We start from the raw sequence: 17,005 nt of genomic DNA on the forward strand, positions 1-17,005 counted from the left end.
AGACTTTTTCGTTTTGGCCGCTTTCCACCACCATGGTACAATGAACATAAATCTTGGACGTACGGTGGGGGACTGGGACGGATCATGAAGTTACATATCTCGATTTTTCAGCTACCGGATGGAATGCATGTTGCGACTTGCGCGGAAATTCCCATGTGTCAGGTCTTACGCCAAAATAAGGGGCATGCCATTCAGGACGTTAAGAAAATGGTGCAGCAATTTCTCGCCGAGCGGGCCGCGGAAGGACGTACCTTCGAACCGGAACTGCGTGAGTTTGAAGTGGAATATCCCACCATCAGTTGACAGGGATATCGAGCGTGTTGTATATTGATAACCGTTCGCTTGATATCCTTGGGTCATTAGCTCAATTGGCAGAGCATCCGACTCTTAATCGGCAGGTTGAAGGTTCGATTCCTTCATGACCCACCAAATATCGCGGGGTGGAGCAGTTGGCAGCTCGTCGGGCTCATAACCCGAAGGTCGCAGGTTCAAGTCCTGCCCCCGCAACCATATGGAGCTGTGGTGTAGAGGCCTAACATGCCTGCCTGTCACGCAGGAGACCGCGGGTTCGAATCCCGTCAGCTCCGCCATATGAACAATTCAGCCCTTTTAGGGCTGTTTTTGTTTATGTGGCGGAGCTGACTGGTACAGAGCTGCCCGGGTGCGGTCCGCGCGGACGAGCGTGGTTTTGGAGAGGAGCACGGCATCTGGTCTTGTCGCTGCGCAGTGCATGAGAAAGCGCTGTCTGCAGGGACAGCCTTTGGCTTCTCTTTGGTCTCTGTCTGCATGGGCGGAGACAAATAAGGGTCTTGAATTCCCCTGAATCTCAGCCGGGTACGGGCATGGTGAATTAGGGGAACGATTGTCACTTGTTCGCCATTTCTTACTTAGTTTACCCCGGGGTGTTCCCCTACAAGACCGTGTAGTTACCTTATTCCGTCGGTAGTGAGGCAAAAACGAGTAACAAAGGTCTTCTGTTCCCTTCCTTGGCACCTTCCTCCACCTCCCGTGGCGCCCCGGCCACACCCAGTCGTCCCCAGTCCCCAGCACACCCGCCGGGAAAGCCCTGGCGCTCGTCCCTTGCACTTTCACTCACACCATCACCCCAAAACCCGGGCGAATGACCTATTCATACCCTGGGTTATCGCCATAATGTATAGCGATCTTGAACACAAGAGGAGGATGCTTCATGTACGGTGTTTTTGGTGGCTATACGCGTTGGGCAGTCGTTTTCTTGATCATTTTTGTACTCTTCTTCCTGTTTGTTCCGGCTGGGCCTGTTGCAACGGCTGGATGCTGACCGAAGGAAAACAATAAACAAATAACGGCCTCGGATAGTGTTTTCTCCGAGGCTTTCTTCTTATCTGTAGGGTAAAGCGGGTCTGACGGAGCGCGGGGCCATGCCAATGGCTCCCGGGTCGCCCGTTGCCTGTTCAACTACTCGGCGACGCGAGCAACGGCGGGAACGTTCAGGCCTTCTGGAAGGCTGGATCATCGTACGGTTGGGCGACCCAACCGGCTGGATCGATAAACAGGCGAACGGCCACGACTTTACGTTCTTCGGTCAGTGTAAAGAAGTGAGGATTCCCTTCAGGAACGGAGATCACATCTCCAGGTGTCAGGCGGACGTCAAAGTAACCATCTTTGCCTTTGATGACGAAAATGCCACTGCCTGCTGTGATGGCACGAACTTCGTCCTCGCTGTGCGTGTGCACTTGCTCGAATTTCTTGAGAAGTTCTTCCAGGTTCGGATTTGAATCGGACAAGGAAATGATGTCCCATTTCACGTAGCCGCGTTGGGCGCTCAAATTTTCGATATCGTTCTTCATCGCCGCGAGGATGTCGTTTTTGTCGTCATCGGTGAGATCGAATTGATTGTGTAAACGAGCTGGGATTTGCTCGACATCCCAGTGGTCATAATAGACGTCATTTTCCGTTAAATAAGACCGAACAGCTGCGTCCCCCTCAATCCATTCCCCGGTATTACGGATACGAATGGTTGCCATGGGCTAGCCCCCCTAACAAGATGCTAACTTTGAGAAATCGTATGTGTCTACTCGACGATTTAGGTCTATCTTAGTGAACTCACTTCCGTTTGTCCACGCATGGTTCAGAACTTTGCCGCATCGTTAATAAATCATCCATGTGGGGTAATTCCGCTTGATTCAGGTAGTTATCCACTGTTTTGGTCAGTTATCCACAGGGAGCTGTGGATAAGACTGTGTGTCGTTTGTGAATGGGTTGTGGAAAAACAGTTTGTCAAGGTGTGCTTGGACTAGCTTTATTCGGGTCAACGACAATCTATACAATTGTTCCCGGGTTATGCCATGATGAACATGTAAGATTACGTATCTTCAGGAGTGAGGACCTGCCATGACACTGCTTCAAAACGAATCTGTTCATGCGACGTATCGCGTGCGAGATAAAGAGCAGCAATTGCAAAAACGGGCCGAGGGCATCGCCATCGGCCTTACCATTGGGACATGGACGGAACTGCCACAAGCGAGACTGAAGCAGGTCTCGGCTCACTGTGGACAAGTCGAGGGGATTCATGTGGTGTCCGAGGCAGAGGATGGCCAAGTTGTCGCGGACATTACGGTATCGTATCCGGTGGCAAACTTCGACGCAACATTCGCCGCACTGCTGACAACTGTGTTCGGAAAACTCTCTATGGATGGTGAAATTCGCCTCGTTGGATTAAAGATACCCACATCCTTGCAGAAGCGGTTCCCGGGCCCGAAGTTCGGGGTAGCGGGATGTCGAGAGCGGTACGGGGTCCAGAGCCGTCCACTTGTTATGAGTATCTTCAAGGCGTGCATTGGACTCAGGTTGCCGGAACTCGTTGGTCAATTTGAGGCGCAGTCCTTAGGCGGCGTCGATTTAGTCAAAGACGATGAGATTTTCTTTACGGAACAATATGCAACGCCGGAAGAGCGCGTAGTCGCATACCGTGACACGGCGCGGGCGGTCGCGGAGCAGACAGGACGGATTACCCACTATGCCGTGAACCTCACGGGGCCAGTTCACCGACTACTCGACAGGGCACGGCGCCTGTCGGAGCTCGGTGCAGGTGCACTCCTTGTCAATGTAGTGGCTTACGGATTCGATGTCGTTGCCGATCTCGCCCGCGACCCAGACGTACATGTTCCCATTCTCGCCCATCCAGCGGTCTCTGGTGCAATGTACGGTGGTGATACGTACGGTATCGAGGCAGATATTGTCCTCGGTCAACTTGCGCGCATGGCTGGTGCGGACATGGCGATTTTCCCGTCCATGTACGGATCGGTGACGCTGGGCAGGCGGGCTACGGACAACCTATTGCATCACCTTCGCGATGAGACGAGCGTGCACAAGACATCTCTGCCCGCTCCATCCGCAGGGATTTACCCTGGGCTCGTTCCCCAGTTGTATGAGGACTTTGGCGACGACTTCATTGTCAATGCGGGCGGTGGCATTCACGGACATCCACAGGGGGCTGCCGCAGGGGGGAAGGCGTTCGTAGCTGCAATTGAGGCTGTGGGGCATGGTATGTCGCTGGAACAAGCGGCTCTGTCGAGTGAACCGTTGGCGGCTGCACTGAAGAAATGGGGTCCGACCAAATGACGGTTCGAGTCATTTGTGATTTTGATGGAACTATCGCGGAAAAGGATATGATCGCGGCCATCATGCGCAGGTTTGTGCCTGTACAGGCGGAGCCCATCATTCAAGCTGTGCAGACGGGTGAGAAAGCCATTCGTGACGGCGTGGAAGAGATGTTCAGATTGATTCCATCGGACCGATATGACGACGTTGTCGAATTCGCCACGGAGAACACCGTCGTTCGACCAGGTTTCCCCGAGTTTATCCACAGGTGTGGACAACTCGGTTGGAAAGTCGCAGTTGTCAGTGGTGGCTTCGATTTTTTTGTCCACCCCGTTATCCACAGCTTATCCACACCTGTGGATATTTTCTGCAATCGCATTGATTCGTCGGGACCGTTTTTGCGTGTCGTTTGGGCGGTGTCGTGTGACGATGTATGTGAGGGCGGCTGCGGACTGTGTAAGCCCTCCGTTATGAGGCAGTTGAAGGACGACGAGGCCACTCGATTCATCGTCATTGGCGACGGGGTCACCGATTTCAAAGCAGCACGGGAAGGGGACTACGTCTTCGCACGGGCGCGATTGTTAGAATTGGTTCGCGATCAGGACTTACCCGCGTCGCCATTTGACACGTTTTACGATATCGAACGAGAAATTGCGGATGGAGGATCACCGTTATATGAAAACATTTGATACACAGTCGCAACAGGTCATCGAACTCGCGCAGTTTTGCAGTGACAAAGGGTGGTTGCCGGCGACAAGTGGAAATCTGTCTGTGCTTGTGGATAAAGATCCTCTTCAAGTTGCCATCACGCGAAGTGGAGCAGACAAACAGCGACTGAAACGGGAGGATATCCTTCTCATTAACGAAAAAATGGAGGTTCTGGGCGATTCACCCTTCCGGCCATCTGCGGAAACCAGGGTTCACATTGAACTCTACCGGAAGTACGGGTGTGGGAGCATCCTTCATGTTCATACAGTATTCAACAATCTGATCGGCGAGCTCTACGGGGAACAGGGTGGCGTTCAGGTTAAGGGACATGAATTGCTGAAGGCACTTGGTCACTGGGAGGAAGCCGCAGAAATTTTCATTCCCATTGTGCCGAATTGGGCAGATCTCGACAAACTTGGACAATCCGTCGCCGAGCACGCCATACACGATGTACCAGCGGTTCTCGTTCGTGCCCACGGAATTTACGCGTGGGGCGATACGCCTGACGCAGCGCGGAGACATCTTGAAGCGGTTGAGTTTATCTGTGAATATTTGTACCGACTGCGATTGGTGCGCGGGTGAATTGCCCGCCACCTCGCCCGGCTTAAAGGAGGCTATTTATGACACGTATCCAGCGTAGAGGCGTTCGTTTTCTCAAAATTCTCTTGGCCATTATCCTCGCCATTATTCTCGTGCATGTTGTCTTGGATAGGCTGTTCGATTACCGATTGCACCAAGCGCTCGGGTATGGAACCGTCTACGGCAAGATGATGGTATTTGAGCTGTTGACACGGTATATTGGTGCTGCGCTTACGACCCTTCTTGCATTCTTTCAACTTCGTCTATTTAAGTCTCTGGTGCCGAAGATGTTATTGGTACCCATCACTTTGGTCGTGTGTTTTCTCGCCTATGTCATTGGCTTTTCACTCTTCACGCTCGATCCAACGGTGTGGTTCACGGCATTCCAGCATAAGCCTATAGGCCATGTCGATCCGCTTTTGCACCTCGACTTCTCGTTCTATGTCTATGTGCTTCCGGCTGTAAATGCAGCGCTTGCCCGCATTTTGTTTCTATACATCCTATCGCTCGTTATTCACATGTTGTTCTTGGCGCTCACATATGCTTTGCAAGCGAGAATCACCAAGGACGTGCAGTTGCCCGTGCGAATCGGGCGGATCGCTCGGCGTGTCCTGTTCATGACGGGCATACTATTCGTTCTGTTTGCTGGACTTGCGTTCATCAGTCGCTACAATGCGATGCTTGGGGCGGGGAACGGATCGTTTGTTTCAGGACCCGACTTTGTCACCGCAAATCTCGGCATTGGCGTCTTCAGTTGGATTCACGTCGCGTTCTTACTGCTTGTGGCCGTCTCGCTGTTTTGGCTGGCTGTGCGTCCGATCCATCTGTATACGCTTGAAGATGGGTTCATTCGCTTCCAGCGCCGCGCTTTTCTCCGACCAGTTCAGGCATTCGGGGCATTCGTCGCTTCGTGGATTGTGACGGCCATCATCGGTGGTCTGACAAACGGACTGTACGTTCACCCAAACCAGAATACGGTGGAACTCCCGTATATTAAAGATAGTATCGACTCAACTCGTTGGGCGCTCAACATTGAGAATGTGCAGACGAAGCCGTTCCAAGGCGCGGACACTTTGACAAGCGCACAAATCCAGCAGGACGCAAATGCAATCGCGAACGTCCGAGTCAACGATCAGAACCAGACCCTTGATGTCTACAACCAGCTCCAAAGTTTCAAGAGTTACTTCCACTTTCAAACTGTCAGCGTCGATCGCTACGGCAACCAAGAAGTCTACACCTCCGCACGCCAGATGGATCAATCACAACTCCCGGTTCCCACCTGGATCAACAAGACACTTGTCTACACGCACGGTTACGGCGTTGCGGTGAGCCCTGTCAACGATGTCACGGCGAATGGCTTGCCGAACCTCATTGCGCGTGACACGCCGCAGGTGACGCAGTCTCCTGTACCCACTCTGAAACAGCCGCAAATCTACTTCGGCACGATGGATGGAGATGTTATCGCACCGTCCAAAGAGGCCGAGTTCGACTATCCGTCGGGATCGCAAGACGCGACATCCCATTACCTTGGTGGCTACGGCTTACCCGTACAAGGGAACCGCTTGTTGCTTATGATTGAGAAGGGATCGCTCAAGTTCTACACCAGCGATCAGCTCACCGCCAAGTCACAGTACCTGTTTGATCGGGACATCTATCAACGCGTTGCGGACATCGCACCATTTTTACGGTATGACAACGATGCGTTTTCCTTTGTTGATGAGCGGACAGGGCACGTCATGTGGATGCTCGACGCCTACACGCAGTCGGACAATATCCCGTATGCGGACTCCTTCATGGGGACGCGTTACATCCGCAACAGCGTGAAAGTCGTGATGGACGGATACACGGGGGAGACGAAGTTTTACGTTGCCGATCAAGCCGATCCGCTCCTGCAGACGTACATGACCACGTACCCGACGCTGTTTACAACTCAAATACCCGCCGATATCCGTGCTCATTTCCGATATCCAACCGATCTGTTCATGGCACAGGCACAAGCCTTTACACGCTACCACATGACAGACCCGAGCGCCTTTTATAACCAAGAAGACAAATGGGCCTTGGCCAATCAAATTTATCAACAGAACCAGACCCAGCCGCGCGATCCGGTCTACCAAATGATTCGCATGCCCGGTGAATCGCAACCATCTTTCGTACTGAGCGAACTCTACACACCCGTCAACAAGGACAACTTAAATGGATGGTTGGTCGCGGATAACGGCCCGAATCACTATGGTGAGCTTCGACTCTACCAGTTTCCGCAATCTCATCTCGTCTTCGGCCCCATGCAAGTCGAGAACCAAATCGACGCGAATCCGTCCATTTCGCAGCAATTGTCCCTATGGAACCAGCAAGGAAGTCGGGTCGTTCGAGGCAACTTGCTCCTCGTACCCATCGGTGACGCAATGGTTTACGTTGAACCGATCTACCTGGTGGCCAGCCGCGACAACTCCCTTCCACAGTTACAGCGTGTCATCGTCGATTTCGGTCAAAAAGTGTACAGCGGTGCATCTCTCGCCGACGCATTGCAAAACGTCGTGAACGGCCTCACGGTCGAGACGGGCACAGGCCTTACGGACGCAGGAACAAGTGGCACAACATCGCCTTCACCGACGTCGACGGGCGGCGGATCGGGAGCTGCAGGCACATCTGGCGCAGCCGGTGGAGCTGGAAGTGGTACGGCTGGAACCGGTAATGCGGCTGGCCCGGGAGGTACGGGAACTCTCGCGCAACAGGCACAGTCGTGGCTGCAGAAGTACAAGTCCGACACAGCCGCTGGCAACTTCGCTCAAGCCGGTCAGGATCTGACGAAGCTCGGTGATATCTTAAATCAACTGTCGGGCCAGAAAGGGAAGTAGACATTGTTTGCGTCGAGCGCCCGACAGTGAAGGTGGGCGACTTGACGCGGGGGGTACACATGGGAAGGAATAGCAAGGTAATTTCCATGTGTGGCCCTTATGACGAAATGAGCTTAGTCGAGTCAGGATTGTTGAAGGGGAATGGTCGCATGGCACGTAGAGTGGATATTGGTCACGACTGCGTCACTGTGCATCTAACTGGATTGACGAGTGTGGCTGCATTGAAGCGAAACATCGAAATCCCGTATAAGCACATCGTACATGTGTCGACGGCAGCACCTGATCCTACCTCGCTGATGAGGTTGGGTGGCACCGCGATCGGCGATATACAAGAGGGGCACTTTTGGCACGGTGAAGATTGGTACTTCCTTTCTTATGAGCATCCTGACAAGGTGATTTGTTTGACCTTGACCGGATATTACATTGGCGACAGACTCTATAAAGTTGTCGCTGTCGGCGTTGGAAATCCGCAAGTTATGAAAAGGGAGATCGAAGCAAGAATAGTAGGAAAATGACTAGCTCTTTGCGGAAATTTGGTAGGAAGGACGGAGGCTGTCTATCCTATACCTGGTGCTATTGAAACCGTAGTCGAGAAGCGCGCAAGTGGAGTCAAGCTGGCTCTTATCACAAACGGAGCCACTGTACCACAGCGTGAGAAAATCGAGCGATTTGGACTCGGCGAACGATTCGATTGCGTCCTCATCGGAGGGGAATGTGGCTATGGTGGTTATCAGGAAAGCGAATCTCAAAGATGCAGGGAATATGGCAAAAGTCCATGTCGACAGTTGGAAAACAACTTATAAAGGGATCGTTCCCGATACCTACTTAGAGAGACTGTCGTATGAACGAAGAGAAGCAATGTGGAAACACATTCTGAGTAACCAGACTAATGATGTTGTGTTTGTTGCGGAAGATGACGAGAAGGGAATTGTCGGATTTTCTTCTGGAGGTCAAGAGCGGTCACAAAATCCGGTGTATCAAGGAGAACTCTATGCTATCTATCTTCTGCAAGCGTTTCAGGGTAAAGGCATTGGGCGCCAATTGACCAATGCCGTGGTCGAGTATTTGATAAACAGGGGATACAGCAATATGCTCCTTTGGGTTTTGCAGGATAATCCATCACGGCACTACTATGAGCATATTGGCGGGAAACAGTTTAGCGAGAAAGTCGAAGAGATGGATGGAAAAGCGCTCATCGAATGTTCCTATGTATGGGACGATATTCATACATGGAAGTTGAATTGAACGGGGCTGGGAAAACATAAATCATCGGGTGATGTAGAAGAGACGGTGCGGACCATTGTTGATCGCGGAGGGGTAAGAATGGATACCTTACGTTACCCAATCGGGCAGTTTACAGCCGTACAGGATACGACGGACGTGCTACGGAAACAATTCATTCGATCGATAGCCGAAATGCCCAGTGACCTTCGACAAGCAGTTCAAGGCCTTCAGGTGGCGCAATTGAATACGCCCTATCGTCCTGGAGGGTGGACCGTTCGACAAGTCGTTCACCATTTGGCAGACAATGATATGAATGCCTATATTCGTTTTAAACGTGCCTTGACGGAAGACCATCCAATTGCCGGGTCGTATCGAGAGGACTTGTGGGCAGAATTGAGCGATTCGAGAGAATCGCCAGTTGACACGTCAATATTGCTTATTGAGTCTCTTCGAAGCAGGTTTGTCACTTTATTGTTAAAAATGCTTCCGTCAGATTTTAAACGACCCTTTACGAGTCCGACGTTCGGTGACATGACACTCGACGTCGCGGTTCAAAGGTACGCTTGGCATGGCCGTCACCATATCGCTCAAATCACTTCATTAGGCGAACGTATGGGATGGTAACCGATAAGTTTTACATTCGTTAGAAAACAGTTATCAGACGGATCTTGATAATATATCCGGAACGACGCATGAGTATACGATTCTCCAGTGTGCCCGTTCTTGAACATTCGCACCCTATAGTTCAAGTATATTTGGTGATATTTTATTCGAAAAAATCCCCACAGATAGCATAACGGGTTCCGTTTTGGAGTAGAAAATCCAAAACGGAACCCGTTATAGATAGTAGGGCCTCATTTGTTTTATTATTTGAATGGCTGTAGAACCTATGGATCGAATCCATCCCTTCATCGCAACAACAATGTCAATGGGCGGACATGCCGGCATCAATTAAGTGCTCTGATGCAGTAATATAGGATGATTCATCCGACGCTAGAAACAGCACCAGATTGGATACCTCTTCCGGATCTGCGAGGCGACCGAGTGGGATCAAGCTAGCAGCTTCGCCACCAGACTCGTCAGTTGCCGCCGCCATCATCGGTGTCTTAATGAATCCGGGATGTACAGAGTTCACTCTTATATTCCGCGAACCGTACTCTACAGCAGTAGCCTTAGTCATCCCGCGTACCGCGAACTTACTTGCCACATAGGCTAGGCTTGGAAAGCCATAGATGGCCACCACTCCAGCAATCGAGGAAATGTTTACGATGGATCCTATTCCTGCCTTCAGCATCGATGGAATTACTGTCTTCATGCCAAAAAAGACTCCATGTTGATTAATCGCACAGACTTTTAAATAATCTTCTTCAGACAATTCGTCTGTCTTGGCAATGGGTCCTAAGACCCCTGCATTATTAACAAGAATGGTGATTTCTCCAAAAGTCGATATGCCCTTTTCAACGACTTGATCCCAAGATTCTTTTGAGGTTACGTCGTGTTTTAGAAATAGAGCGTTTGAACCCAGTTCCTCAGCTATTGCTGAACCGCCAGTTTCGTTTATGTCAGTTAATATTACTTTGGCGCCTTCTTTTATGAACTTTCGAGCATGAGATGCACCCATTCCTTGTGCAGCCCCTGTAATTAGAGCAACCTTATCGTCAAGTCGTCCCATTGTTATGACCTCCCTAGGTGATTTGGTGAATCATAGAACGTTGCCTATAATGAACATAGAATCCGTGAGGAAATTCTACAAACATCAATCCTGTTGCAAATGTCGATTAGTGGACACGTTCAGTCCATCTGTCTATGAAAACGTTTAAATCGGAGGCACATGATGGCTAGAAGAGAAGATCCTCGTTATCTCAGAACTCGACAAATGCTATGTAACTCATTCATGGATCTAATTGAACTCCATCAGGACTATGGCAAAATCACGGTGCGAGATATAGTCAAACACGCAGGAATAAACAGGTCCACATTTTACCTGCACTTTAAAGACAAGGACGACCTGCTTGCGGAGATGAAGAACGAGGTCATATTGGAATTATCTAAGTCTCTGTATCATCCGACGTACGACTTTGGTCTTGCCCTTCAACAGTTTAACGATCACGCCGAACCGATTTCGACACTTGTCCGTCTGAGCCACCATGTACAAAGGCACGCTAGATTTTACAGTGTCATGTTGGATAACGGAGACTTTTCAAGAGGCGTCTTTGATGCTATCCGAACAGTATTGTTGAAGATGTGTAATTCCAAACTTAATGCGGATTATACAGCTGGAGGAATTTTAGGGGTTATTTCCCATTGGGTTCGAAACGGCTTAAAAGAGAGCCCTGATGAGATGTCTTTATGGCTAACACGGGCCGTATTGAGTCCGGTAGGTCTATCTTTTAGGGGACCGGAGGCTCCTACTACCTGATTAGACTCCCATGCCGCCGGGGCGGCACCAGCAGAAGGATGAAAATGCCTTTGTGTTGAATGATTTTTTGGTGGCTGGCGAAGGCAGGTCGTCACTCCTTGGTGCCTCGAGCCCGCTGATTAGACTGACTACGACGACCAGGTGCACCACAGAATGTCGCTCTCCTCCTCGGAGAAGCACGCAGGATAGAATGATCCGTTATGGTCGTTGCACCAGCCCTTCAATATTACCAGTCCATCAGGAAGGATTGGCATGGATGTCGTATACGAACGTTGTTGCGGCCTCGATGTGCACAAGAAGACGGTGGTCGCCTGTGTGCTGACGCCGGAGGCCAAGGAGATTCGCACGTTCTCCACGATGACGGAGGATCTCCTGGAGATGGTTGACTGGTTAGGACAACATGAATGCACGCATGTTGCTATGGAAAGCACAGCTTCATTCTGGAAGCCAATCTACAACCTTCTGGAGTCGGCGGACTGTCAAGTGCTTGTGGTGAACGCCAAGCACATGAAGAACGTTCCGGGCCGTAAGACCGATGTGAAGGATGCCGAATGGATCGCCGGATTGCTCCGCCACGGGCTGTTGCAAGCCAGTTACATCCCCAACCGTGAACAACGGGAACTACGAGAACTCATTCGCTACCGCCGAAGTCTCATTGACGAGCGGGCAAGAGAGGTGAATCGGGTTCAAAAGGTGTTGGAAGGTGCCAACATCAAGCTTTCTGCAGTGGCCAGCAATACACTTGGCAAATCTGGGCGGGCGATGTTGGAAGCAATGATCCACGGAGAAGAAGACCCGGAGGTATTGTCAGGGTTAGCCAAAGGCCGGATGAAGGCGAAGAAGGCCGATTTGCACAAGGCACTGAATGGGCTTATGGGCTCCCACCAACGAATGATGCTGGCAGCCCAATTACGTCACATCGATTACTTGGATGAAGAGATTGCCCGGCTGGATGAAGAAGTCAAGGAGCGCATGCTCCCTTTTGAAGAAGACCTGGAGCTAGTGGACACCATCCCCGGTGTCGGTCGACGAACAGCAGAACAAATTCTGGCTGAAATTGGGACAGACATGACCCAATTTCCGTCTGCTGCCCATTTATGCTCTTGGGCAGGACTGGCTCCAGGGAACAATGAAAGCGCCGGGAAACGAAAGTCGGGGAAAACACGCAAAGGGAATCAAAAACTCAGAGCAGCGCTGGTGGAAGCAGCACGCGCAGCGGCGAGAACGAAGCAGACTTATCTCTCTGCCCAGTACCATCGAATTGCAGCTCGAAGAGGCAAAAACCGTGCAGCAGTTGCAGTGGCCCACAGCATCTTAACCATCGTGTATTACGTGTTACAGCGACGTCAGCCTTATATTGAACTCGGCCCAACATATTACGAAGCACGCAAGAAAGACGCAGTCGTAAAGCAGGCGATCCGGAAGTTGCAATCACTCGGGTTGGAGGTCACCGTAAAACCTGTTGCATAAATGACCTCCAGACATCACAGAGTTCCTTTTAAAACCCATCTTGTGGTGGGCTTATTTCAGTATGTCGTTTTACCCTGGTCATCGCTCAATTATTTTCAGGATAGGTATGTAGAAGCACCGCACTTCTCTTTTCCTATGGTATCCGGGCCTCGTGGACCATAACATACCTGAAAACTTGTCTTTACGTTGCAGTACGCTTCACCGTATAAACCTTATTGAACTAACCCTTATGTTCAATAACCGCTTTACACGTGTGATGAATTTTTATACAGACAAAAACAGGCAAGCCACCCCAATTTCTCTCTTCCAATCGGATCGTGCTATGGACCAACGTAGGCAATTTTTCTCCCCCATTGCCAAAAAACTTATCATAAACGTGTCTGCCAATTGAACAGTCCGTGATGATTCAAAAACAATATGTGTTTCGCAACCCCAGTACACCGCAAGCATACAACCATATTGTACCATTTAGGAGTTCCGTCAGTCCAGGAAGAGGTACAACAGCTTCAACCTACTTTCCCCTCCAGGTTGCGATGATTTAATGCCCTTGATACCATATGTTCTACCACGAAGGCAACTACTAGAAGGACACTAACCATACCAATCACACCTTTCCAACCGTAGGCGCTCCAAAAGAGCCCTCCTGCGGTACCAGCAACGCTTGAACCCGCATAGTAAAACAATAGATAAAGGGATGATGCCTGGGAGCGATACGTAGGGGCTGCTGAATGATCTATGCAACAACCTTACTTATGTCGAAATCCGTTCCGAAGAGTTCATCGAGTATGAGCCAAAAAAGAAGCCGTAACCTCTTCTCAAGGTTCAATACCAGTAGTTGGATGGCAATAACCGTCTCGCTCGTCTGACGAAGGCGTGCTCGAATCAGGCCAAGCCCGTAGATTCGCTTGCCTTCTCCGAATTTTCCTTCCACGGCATTCCGCTCGCCCATGTCCTGCCGTTCCATTTTCTTTTGCTCAGGGTCCGTCTGCTTGGGCGGTCGTCCGAGTTTCGGACCGCTCAGCCGGATTCCGTGGTCCTTGCAGTACTTGAGATTCTCCCGCGTTCGATAGATTTTGTCCGCCAAAATGGCCTCCGGGTAGTATCCGAAGCGTTCTTGGTATCGCTCCACCGACTCTATCAGCGTCGTGCCTTCATTGAAACTGTCCCAACCGAACTCCACATTCGCCTTTGCCTTTCCACGTACAATCGGCCGAACATCAGGCTGTACGATACTCACGATCCGGTCGCTCACCCGATGGTTACGCAATCGATACATTTCTCGTTGTTGACGATACAACTCACCAATGACCAAGAGGTCACGGTATTGTCGCCGCGAGAGTGCTGTTAGCGGAGTGTGCTGGACGAGTTGTTCAATAAATCGCAAGTCCCTCGCCACGTAACGCAATTGTCGCCCAACGGCTCTGCGAATCTCTGAGCGACCTGGCTTGCGGTTCTTCGCAGTTCTCAGATAGTCCCGGCGTGCTTGACGACGTCGGTCTCTCGGCTTCTTCATTTCGCCTTTGTGCGGCGCATGGAGCGTGTCAAGGATATCCTCCAACTTCTCACGCGCTTTGTTTAACAACAACAAGTCAGTTGGGTAGGCCACGTCTGCTGGTGTACAGGTTGCATCCAGGATGAGCTTTCCTTGATGGGTTGGTGGCTCCTGAACTTCAGATTGCGATCCACCGTTTGCATCGAACTTTCCAGATTCCCTAGGAGGTTCGTCCCTGTTCTCGTCGTCGTCCCCATTCTGTTCTTCCTGCAATCCGGCTTGTACAATCCATTCATTCACTTGGTTGATGATATCGGGACCCAATCGCTTGCGAAAATACGTCAGAAGAGAGGGATCAAAAGGTGGTTCCTCTTGATACGCCTCAAGACCAATGAAGTACTGCAGGTACGGGTTTTCCGTGATGTGCTGGACCAAGTGACGATCCGAAAAACCTTCTCGTTCCTGAATGATTAGCGCGCCAAGCGCCATCCGAACGGAGACGGCCCGTCCGCCTCGAAGATCTCTGCTAAAGTGTTTGCTGTATTCCTGTTCCACACGTCGCCACGGAATGAGATATGAAAGTTGAACCCAGCGATTGTCTTCGCTAAGTCGGCCACCAAACGGTAGGAAGAAGTCTCCGGGAAGTATCTGTTGGTCCTGATGATTCGAGTACAATTACAGACCTCCAAGTGCACGGTTTTTCGCCCGCTCCGCTCAAAATCCATACACTTTATTTCGACAATTGGCACGCGAAATCCTTGCTACGATTAGGTTTATGGTTCATTCAGCAGACCCTCATTATGACTAGCAACGCAAAAGAGCGTTTAGCTCATGGTCCTGAATTCTCATATTGTGCTCGGTCACTGCTTGGCATCTTGGTGTAAATCTGTTGAATCGCCGCTTTTAAGTTTGGTACCGACACCTCGGTACCCACAATGGAGCCTCTAAACGATGACGCGGCGACTGTAACAAAATCCTTCATGCTTTGTACTTTAGTCGCACTGTAATGTTGCGGATTGGATAAAACAGTTTGTGCGTCCTGCAGTTCCATTGTGATTCCGGTCAATTGGCTTACACCATAATGAGTGAGTGGCTGTCTAATTACCAAGAGTCCACCTACAGACCAAGACAAAAACCTTGCCGCGTCTTGAAGTTTGTTCTTTGCAATGTCATCCGAAGCATCATTCAAAAAAGTGCAGGTTGATTCCAGACCACCATTCAATAACTCTTTCCCCAATACTTGTTTATTCCTATATTGAACGACATTGAAAACAACAGAACAGATAAGAACGAGAGACAATAAACCAATTAGCACTCGGGTTGAATTTCGCACGGTTCCCCTCCGCCAACATTGTATTCTATTACAAATTTTCCAATTGCCTTATGATTCTTAAACTAAGCTGCAAGAGAGCGTCATATTGGTATCCCAGAAGCACGGTATTTTCATGCAGAAGCCCGTCAGGGGGTATGTTCGATACCGACCCTCGAATTAATACGATGGCTAAGAAGAATATGGGTTTCCAGCTTTAAGAAGTTGCTTAAGTACTAACCTATCGTTTGAAAACAGTTCAACTGTCGCTTCCGTTCCAGGTGGAATATTGTCTGGAATCACAACTGTATCCGAAAAATACCCATTGCTTTGGGTATTAAGTCCCGCCGACATCCCACCATGAGGTCCGTCAATTTCAAGTAGGTTATAATGATCAGTAAGAATGGAACCAATCCGGAGTTGAACATTATGTTACGAGTAAAAGCGGACTTGAGGGAGCTATGCGACGCATTTTCCATCAACAACGAAGAAATTGAACATTATCTGGATGTTGAAACTGGCGAAATTATAATGTGGATGGACCCGATTGTTATGGGCGTTCTAGATGAAGAGTTGGAGGACGAGCTCGAAGAGGGGTTTGGTGAGAGATACTTTCGTATACCCAAAATTGAATCACGGGAAGCATACCAATTGATGGTCGAATTCACGGATACGGTGACTTCTTCTTCACTGAGGGACCTCCTTAGGGCGGCATTGAATAGACATAAGCCATTTCGAGAGTTTAAGGACGTTCTTTACGACTTCCCGGAAGAACGAGAGCAGTGGTTCAAGTTCGAACGTGATGCTCATCGACAGCACGTTTTGCAATGGCTTGAACTCCACCACATTACTCTAGAGTCCCTGTGACGAATGATTTGATGGCATTCTGTTGTCGTTTATGCCTCTTTTAATTCAAGACGGCTTTGGTGATGCTTTTCTCGCCAACTCCGTTTATGGTTAGTCTGGTTATGCTGCAAGTTTCAATATCAAAGGATACTTTCGAGAACATATCCCTGGGCATCTCTAATCACCAATGAATGATGGCGACGATAGGACCTCCGTGGGAGACGATAACCGTGGTATCATAATCATCATTTTTGATCTGCTCCGTAAATCCTATCACCCGATCATGCATTGTCCCCCAACTCTCGGCATGAGGATAAGGAGCCCAATCAATAATCGGTTCAGAAATTGGTATTTCGAAGTCCTCAGCTTCTTTCTCGTGCAGTTCGCCGCTATGCCACTATTGAGTTCCCATAACCCTTTCGTGAATTTCGGCTGAGCCAAGATACACCTTCTATAGTTTGATTTTTCTGCCCCTGTCCTACATAACTGCAAAAGGTTTTTAGTCGAATATTCATTCA

General features: G+C 50.0%; 18 protein-coding genes, 3 tRNA genes and 1 pseudogene. 15 read left to right on the forward strand and 7 right to left on the reverse strand.

All coding sequences use genetic code 11. The features are described from left to right. Positions 1 to 84 precede the first annotated feature (84 nt). From NZD86_RS01635 to NZD86_RS01650, 4 genes are all read left to right on the forward strand, one after another. On the forward strand, positions 85 to 303 hold the full coding sequence (locus NZD86_RS01635) for a hypothetical protein (protein WP_268044752.1): 219 nt from the start codon (positions 85 to 87) through the stop codon (positions 301 to 303). Positions 304 to 353: 50 nt separating this feature from the next. Further along, positions 354 to 429, forward strand: a tRNA-Lys gene (locus tag NZD86_RS01640). Between the two features lie 5 nt (positions 430 to 434). Further along, a tRNA-Met gene (locus NZD86_RS01645) sits at positions 435 to 510 on the forward strand. Between the two features lie 3 nt (positions 511 to 513). Next, a tRNA-Asp gene (locus tag NZD86_RS01650) sits at positions 514 to 590 on the forward strand. Positions 591 to 931: 341 nt separating this feature from the next. Here the strand turns inward: NZD86_RS01650 and NZD86_RS01655 are convergent. Both NZD86_RS01655 and NZD86_RS01660 read right to left on the reverse strand, forming a co-directional pair. Beyond that, positions 932 to 1,096, reverse strand: coding sequence for a hypothetical protein (locus NZD86_RS01655; protein ID WP_268044753.1), 165 nt, complete (start codon positions 1,094 to 1,096; stop codon positions 932 to 934). A 373-nt stretch (positions 1,097 to 1,469) separates the two neighbouring features. Next, the gene (locus NZD86_RS01660; protein ID WP_268044754.1) at positions 1,470 to 2,006 is read right to left on the reverse strand and encodes a 1,2-dihydroxy-3-keto-5-methylthiopentene dioxygenase; all 537 of its coding nucleotides are present in this window, start codon (positions 2,004 to 2,006) and stop codon (positions 1,470 to 1,472) included. Positions 2,007 to 2,373: 367 nt separating this feature from the next. Between NZD86_RS01660 and NZD86_RS01665 the strand changes: the two genes are divergently transcribed. The 8 genes from NZD86_RS01665 to NZD86_RS01695 all read left to right on the forward strand — a co-directional run bounded on the left by NZD86_RS01665 (position 2,374) and on the right by NZD86_RS01695 (position 9,575). Continuing rightward, positions 2,374 to 3,603: a 2,3-diketo-5-methylthiopentyl-1-phosphate enolase gene (locus NZD86_RS01665; protein ID WP_268044755.1), complete on the forward strand. Its 1,230-nt coding sequence runs from the start codon at positions 2,374 to 2,376 to the stop codon at positions 3,601 to 3,603. Then, a complete protein-coding gene (locus NZD86_RS01670; RefSeq protein WP_268044756.1) occupies positions 3,600 to 4,271 on the forward strand; it encodes an MtnX-like HAD-IB family phosphatase in 672 nt (223 codons plus the stop codon). The genes NZD86_RS01665 and NZD86_RS01670 overlap by 4 nt, the downstream gene beginning before the upstream one ends. After that, positions 4,258 to 4,872 (forward strand): methylthioribulose 1-phosphate dehydratase, encoded by a 615-nt coding sequence (gene mtnB / locus NZD86_RS01675; protein ID WP_268044758.1) that lies wholly within the window; start codon positions 4,258 to 4,260, stop codon positions 4,870 to 4,872. The genes NZD86_RS01670 and mtnB overlap by 14 nt, the downstream gene beginning before the upstream one ends. Before the next feature lie 38 nt (positions 4,873 to 4,910). Then, positions 4,911 to 7,727: a UPF0182 family protein gene (locus NZD86_RS01680; protein ID WP_268044759.1), complete on the forward strand. Its 2,817-nt coding sequence runs from the start codon at positions 4,911 to 4,913 to the stop codon at positions 7,725 to 7,727. 149 nt (positions 7,728 to 7,876) lie between these two features. After that, positions 7,877 to 8,242, forward strand: coding sequence for a hypothetical protein (locus NZD86_RS01685; RefSeq protein ID WP_268044760.1), 366 nt, complete (start codon positions 7,877 to 7,879; stop codon positions 8,240 to 8,242). Between the two features lie 18 nt (positions 8,243 to 8,260). Beyond that, positions 8,261 to 8,530 (forward strand): HAD family hydrolase, encoded by a 270-nt coding sequence (locus NZD86_RS24635; RefSeq protein WP_407655200.1) that lies wholly within the window; start codon positions 8,261 to 8,263, stop codon positions 8,528 to 8,530. Beyond that, positions 8,448 to 8,972, forward strand: a complete 525-nt coding sequence (locus NZD86_RS01690; RefSeq protein ID WP_268044761.1) for a GNAT family N-acetyltransferase — start codon at positions 8,448 to 8,450, stop codon at positions 8,970 to 8,972. Before NZD86_RS24635 ends, NZD86_RS01690 begins: the two co-directional genes overlap by 83 nt. Positions 8,973 to 9,050: 78 nt before the next feature. Beyond that, the gene (locus NZD86_RS01695) at positions 9,051 to 9,575 is read left to right on the forward strand and encodes a YfiT family bacillithiol transferase (RefSeq protein ID WP_268044762.1); all 525 of its coding nucleotides are present in this window, start codon (positions 9,051 to 9,053) and stop codon (positions 9,573 to 9,575) included. A gap of 301 nt (positions 9,576 to 9,876) precedes the next feature. Here the strand turns inward: NZD86_RS01695 and NZD86_RS01700 are convergent, their stop codons facing one another. Continuing rightward, on the reverse strand, positions 9,877 to 10,623 hold the full coding sequence (locus NZD86_RS01700) for an SDR family NAD(P)-dependent oxidoreductase (RefSeq protein ID WP_268044763.1): 747 nt from the start codon (positions 10,621 to 10,623) through the stop codon (positions 9,877 to 9,879). Between the two features lie 222 nt (positions 10,624 to 10,845). On the opposite strand from NZD86_RS01700, the gene NZD86_RS01705 reads away from it, so the two are divergent. Both NZD86_RS01705 and NZD86_RS01710 read left to right on the forward strand, forming a co-directional pair. Beyond that, on the forward strand, positions 10,846 to 11,370 hold the full coding sequence (locus tag NZD86_RS01705) for a TetR/AcrR family transcriptional regulator (protein WP_268044764.1): 525 nt from the start codon (positions 10,846 to 10,848) through the stop codon (positions 11,368 to 11,370). Positions 11,371 to 11,622: 252 nt separating this feature from the next. Beyond that, complete coding sequence (locus NZD86_RS01710; protein ID WP_268042741.1) at positions 11,623 to 12,840, forward strand: IS110 family RNA-guided transposase; 1,218 nt, start codon at positions 11,623 to 11,625, stop codon at positions 12,838 to 12,840. A 506-nt stretch (positions 12,841 to 13,346) separates the two neighbouring features. Here NZD86_RS01710 and NZD86_RS24640 read toward each other — a convergent pair. From NZD86_RS24640 to NZD86_RS01720, 3 genes and pseudogenes are all read right to left on the reverse strand, one after another. Further along, positions 13,347 to 13,550, reverse strand: a pseudogene (locus NZD86_RS24640) (MFS transporter); the annotation flags it as partial. Between the two features lie 23 nt (positions 13,551 to 13,573). Beyond that, positions 13,574 to 15,007, reverse strand: coding sequence for an IS5 family transposase (locus NZD86_RS01715; protein ID WP_268044765.1), 1,434 nt, complete (start codon positions 15,005 to 15,007; stop codon positions 13,574 to 13,576). A 154-nt stretch (positions 15,008 to 15,161) separates the two neighbouring features. Next, positions 15,162 to 15,665 carry a hypothetical protein gene (locus NZD86_RS01720; protein WP_268044766.1) on the reverse strand — a complete coding sequence of 168 codons (504 nt, stop codon included), beginning with the start codon at positions 15,663 to 15,665 and terminating at the stop codon, positions 15,162 to 15,164. Between the two features lie 405 nt (positions 15,666 to 16,070). Between NZD86_RS01720 and NZD86_RS01725 the strand changes: the two genes are divergently transcribed. After that, complete coding sequence (locus tag NZD86_RS01725; protein WP_268044767.1) at positions 16,071 to 16,508, forward strand: UPF0158 family protein; 438 nt, start codon at positions 16,071 to 16,073, stop codon at positions 16,506 to 16,508. Between the two features lie 160 nt (positions 16,509 to 16,668). Here NZD86_RS01725 and NZD86_RS24645 read toward each other — a convergent pair whose 3' ends face one another. Then, positions 16,669 to 16,869 (reverse strand): histidine phosphatase family protein, encoded by a 201-nt coding sequence (locus NZD86_RS24645; RefSeq protein WP_407655232.1) that lies wholly within the window; start codon positions 16,867 to 16,869, stop codon positions 16,669 to 16,671. Between the last annotated feature and the right edge of the window lie 136 nt (positions 16,870 to 17,005).

The sequence above is a fragment of the Alicyclobacillus dauci genome, assembly GCF_026651605.1.
GTDB classification, from domain to species: Bacteria; Bacillota; Bacilli; order Alicyclobacillales; family Alicyclobacillaceae; genus Alicyclobacillus; species Alicyclobacillus dauci.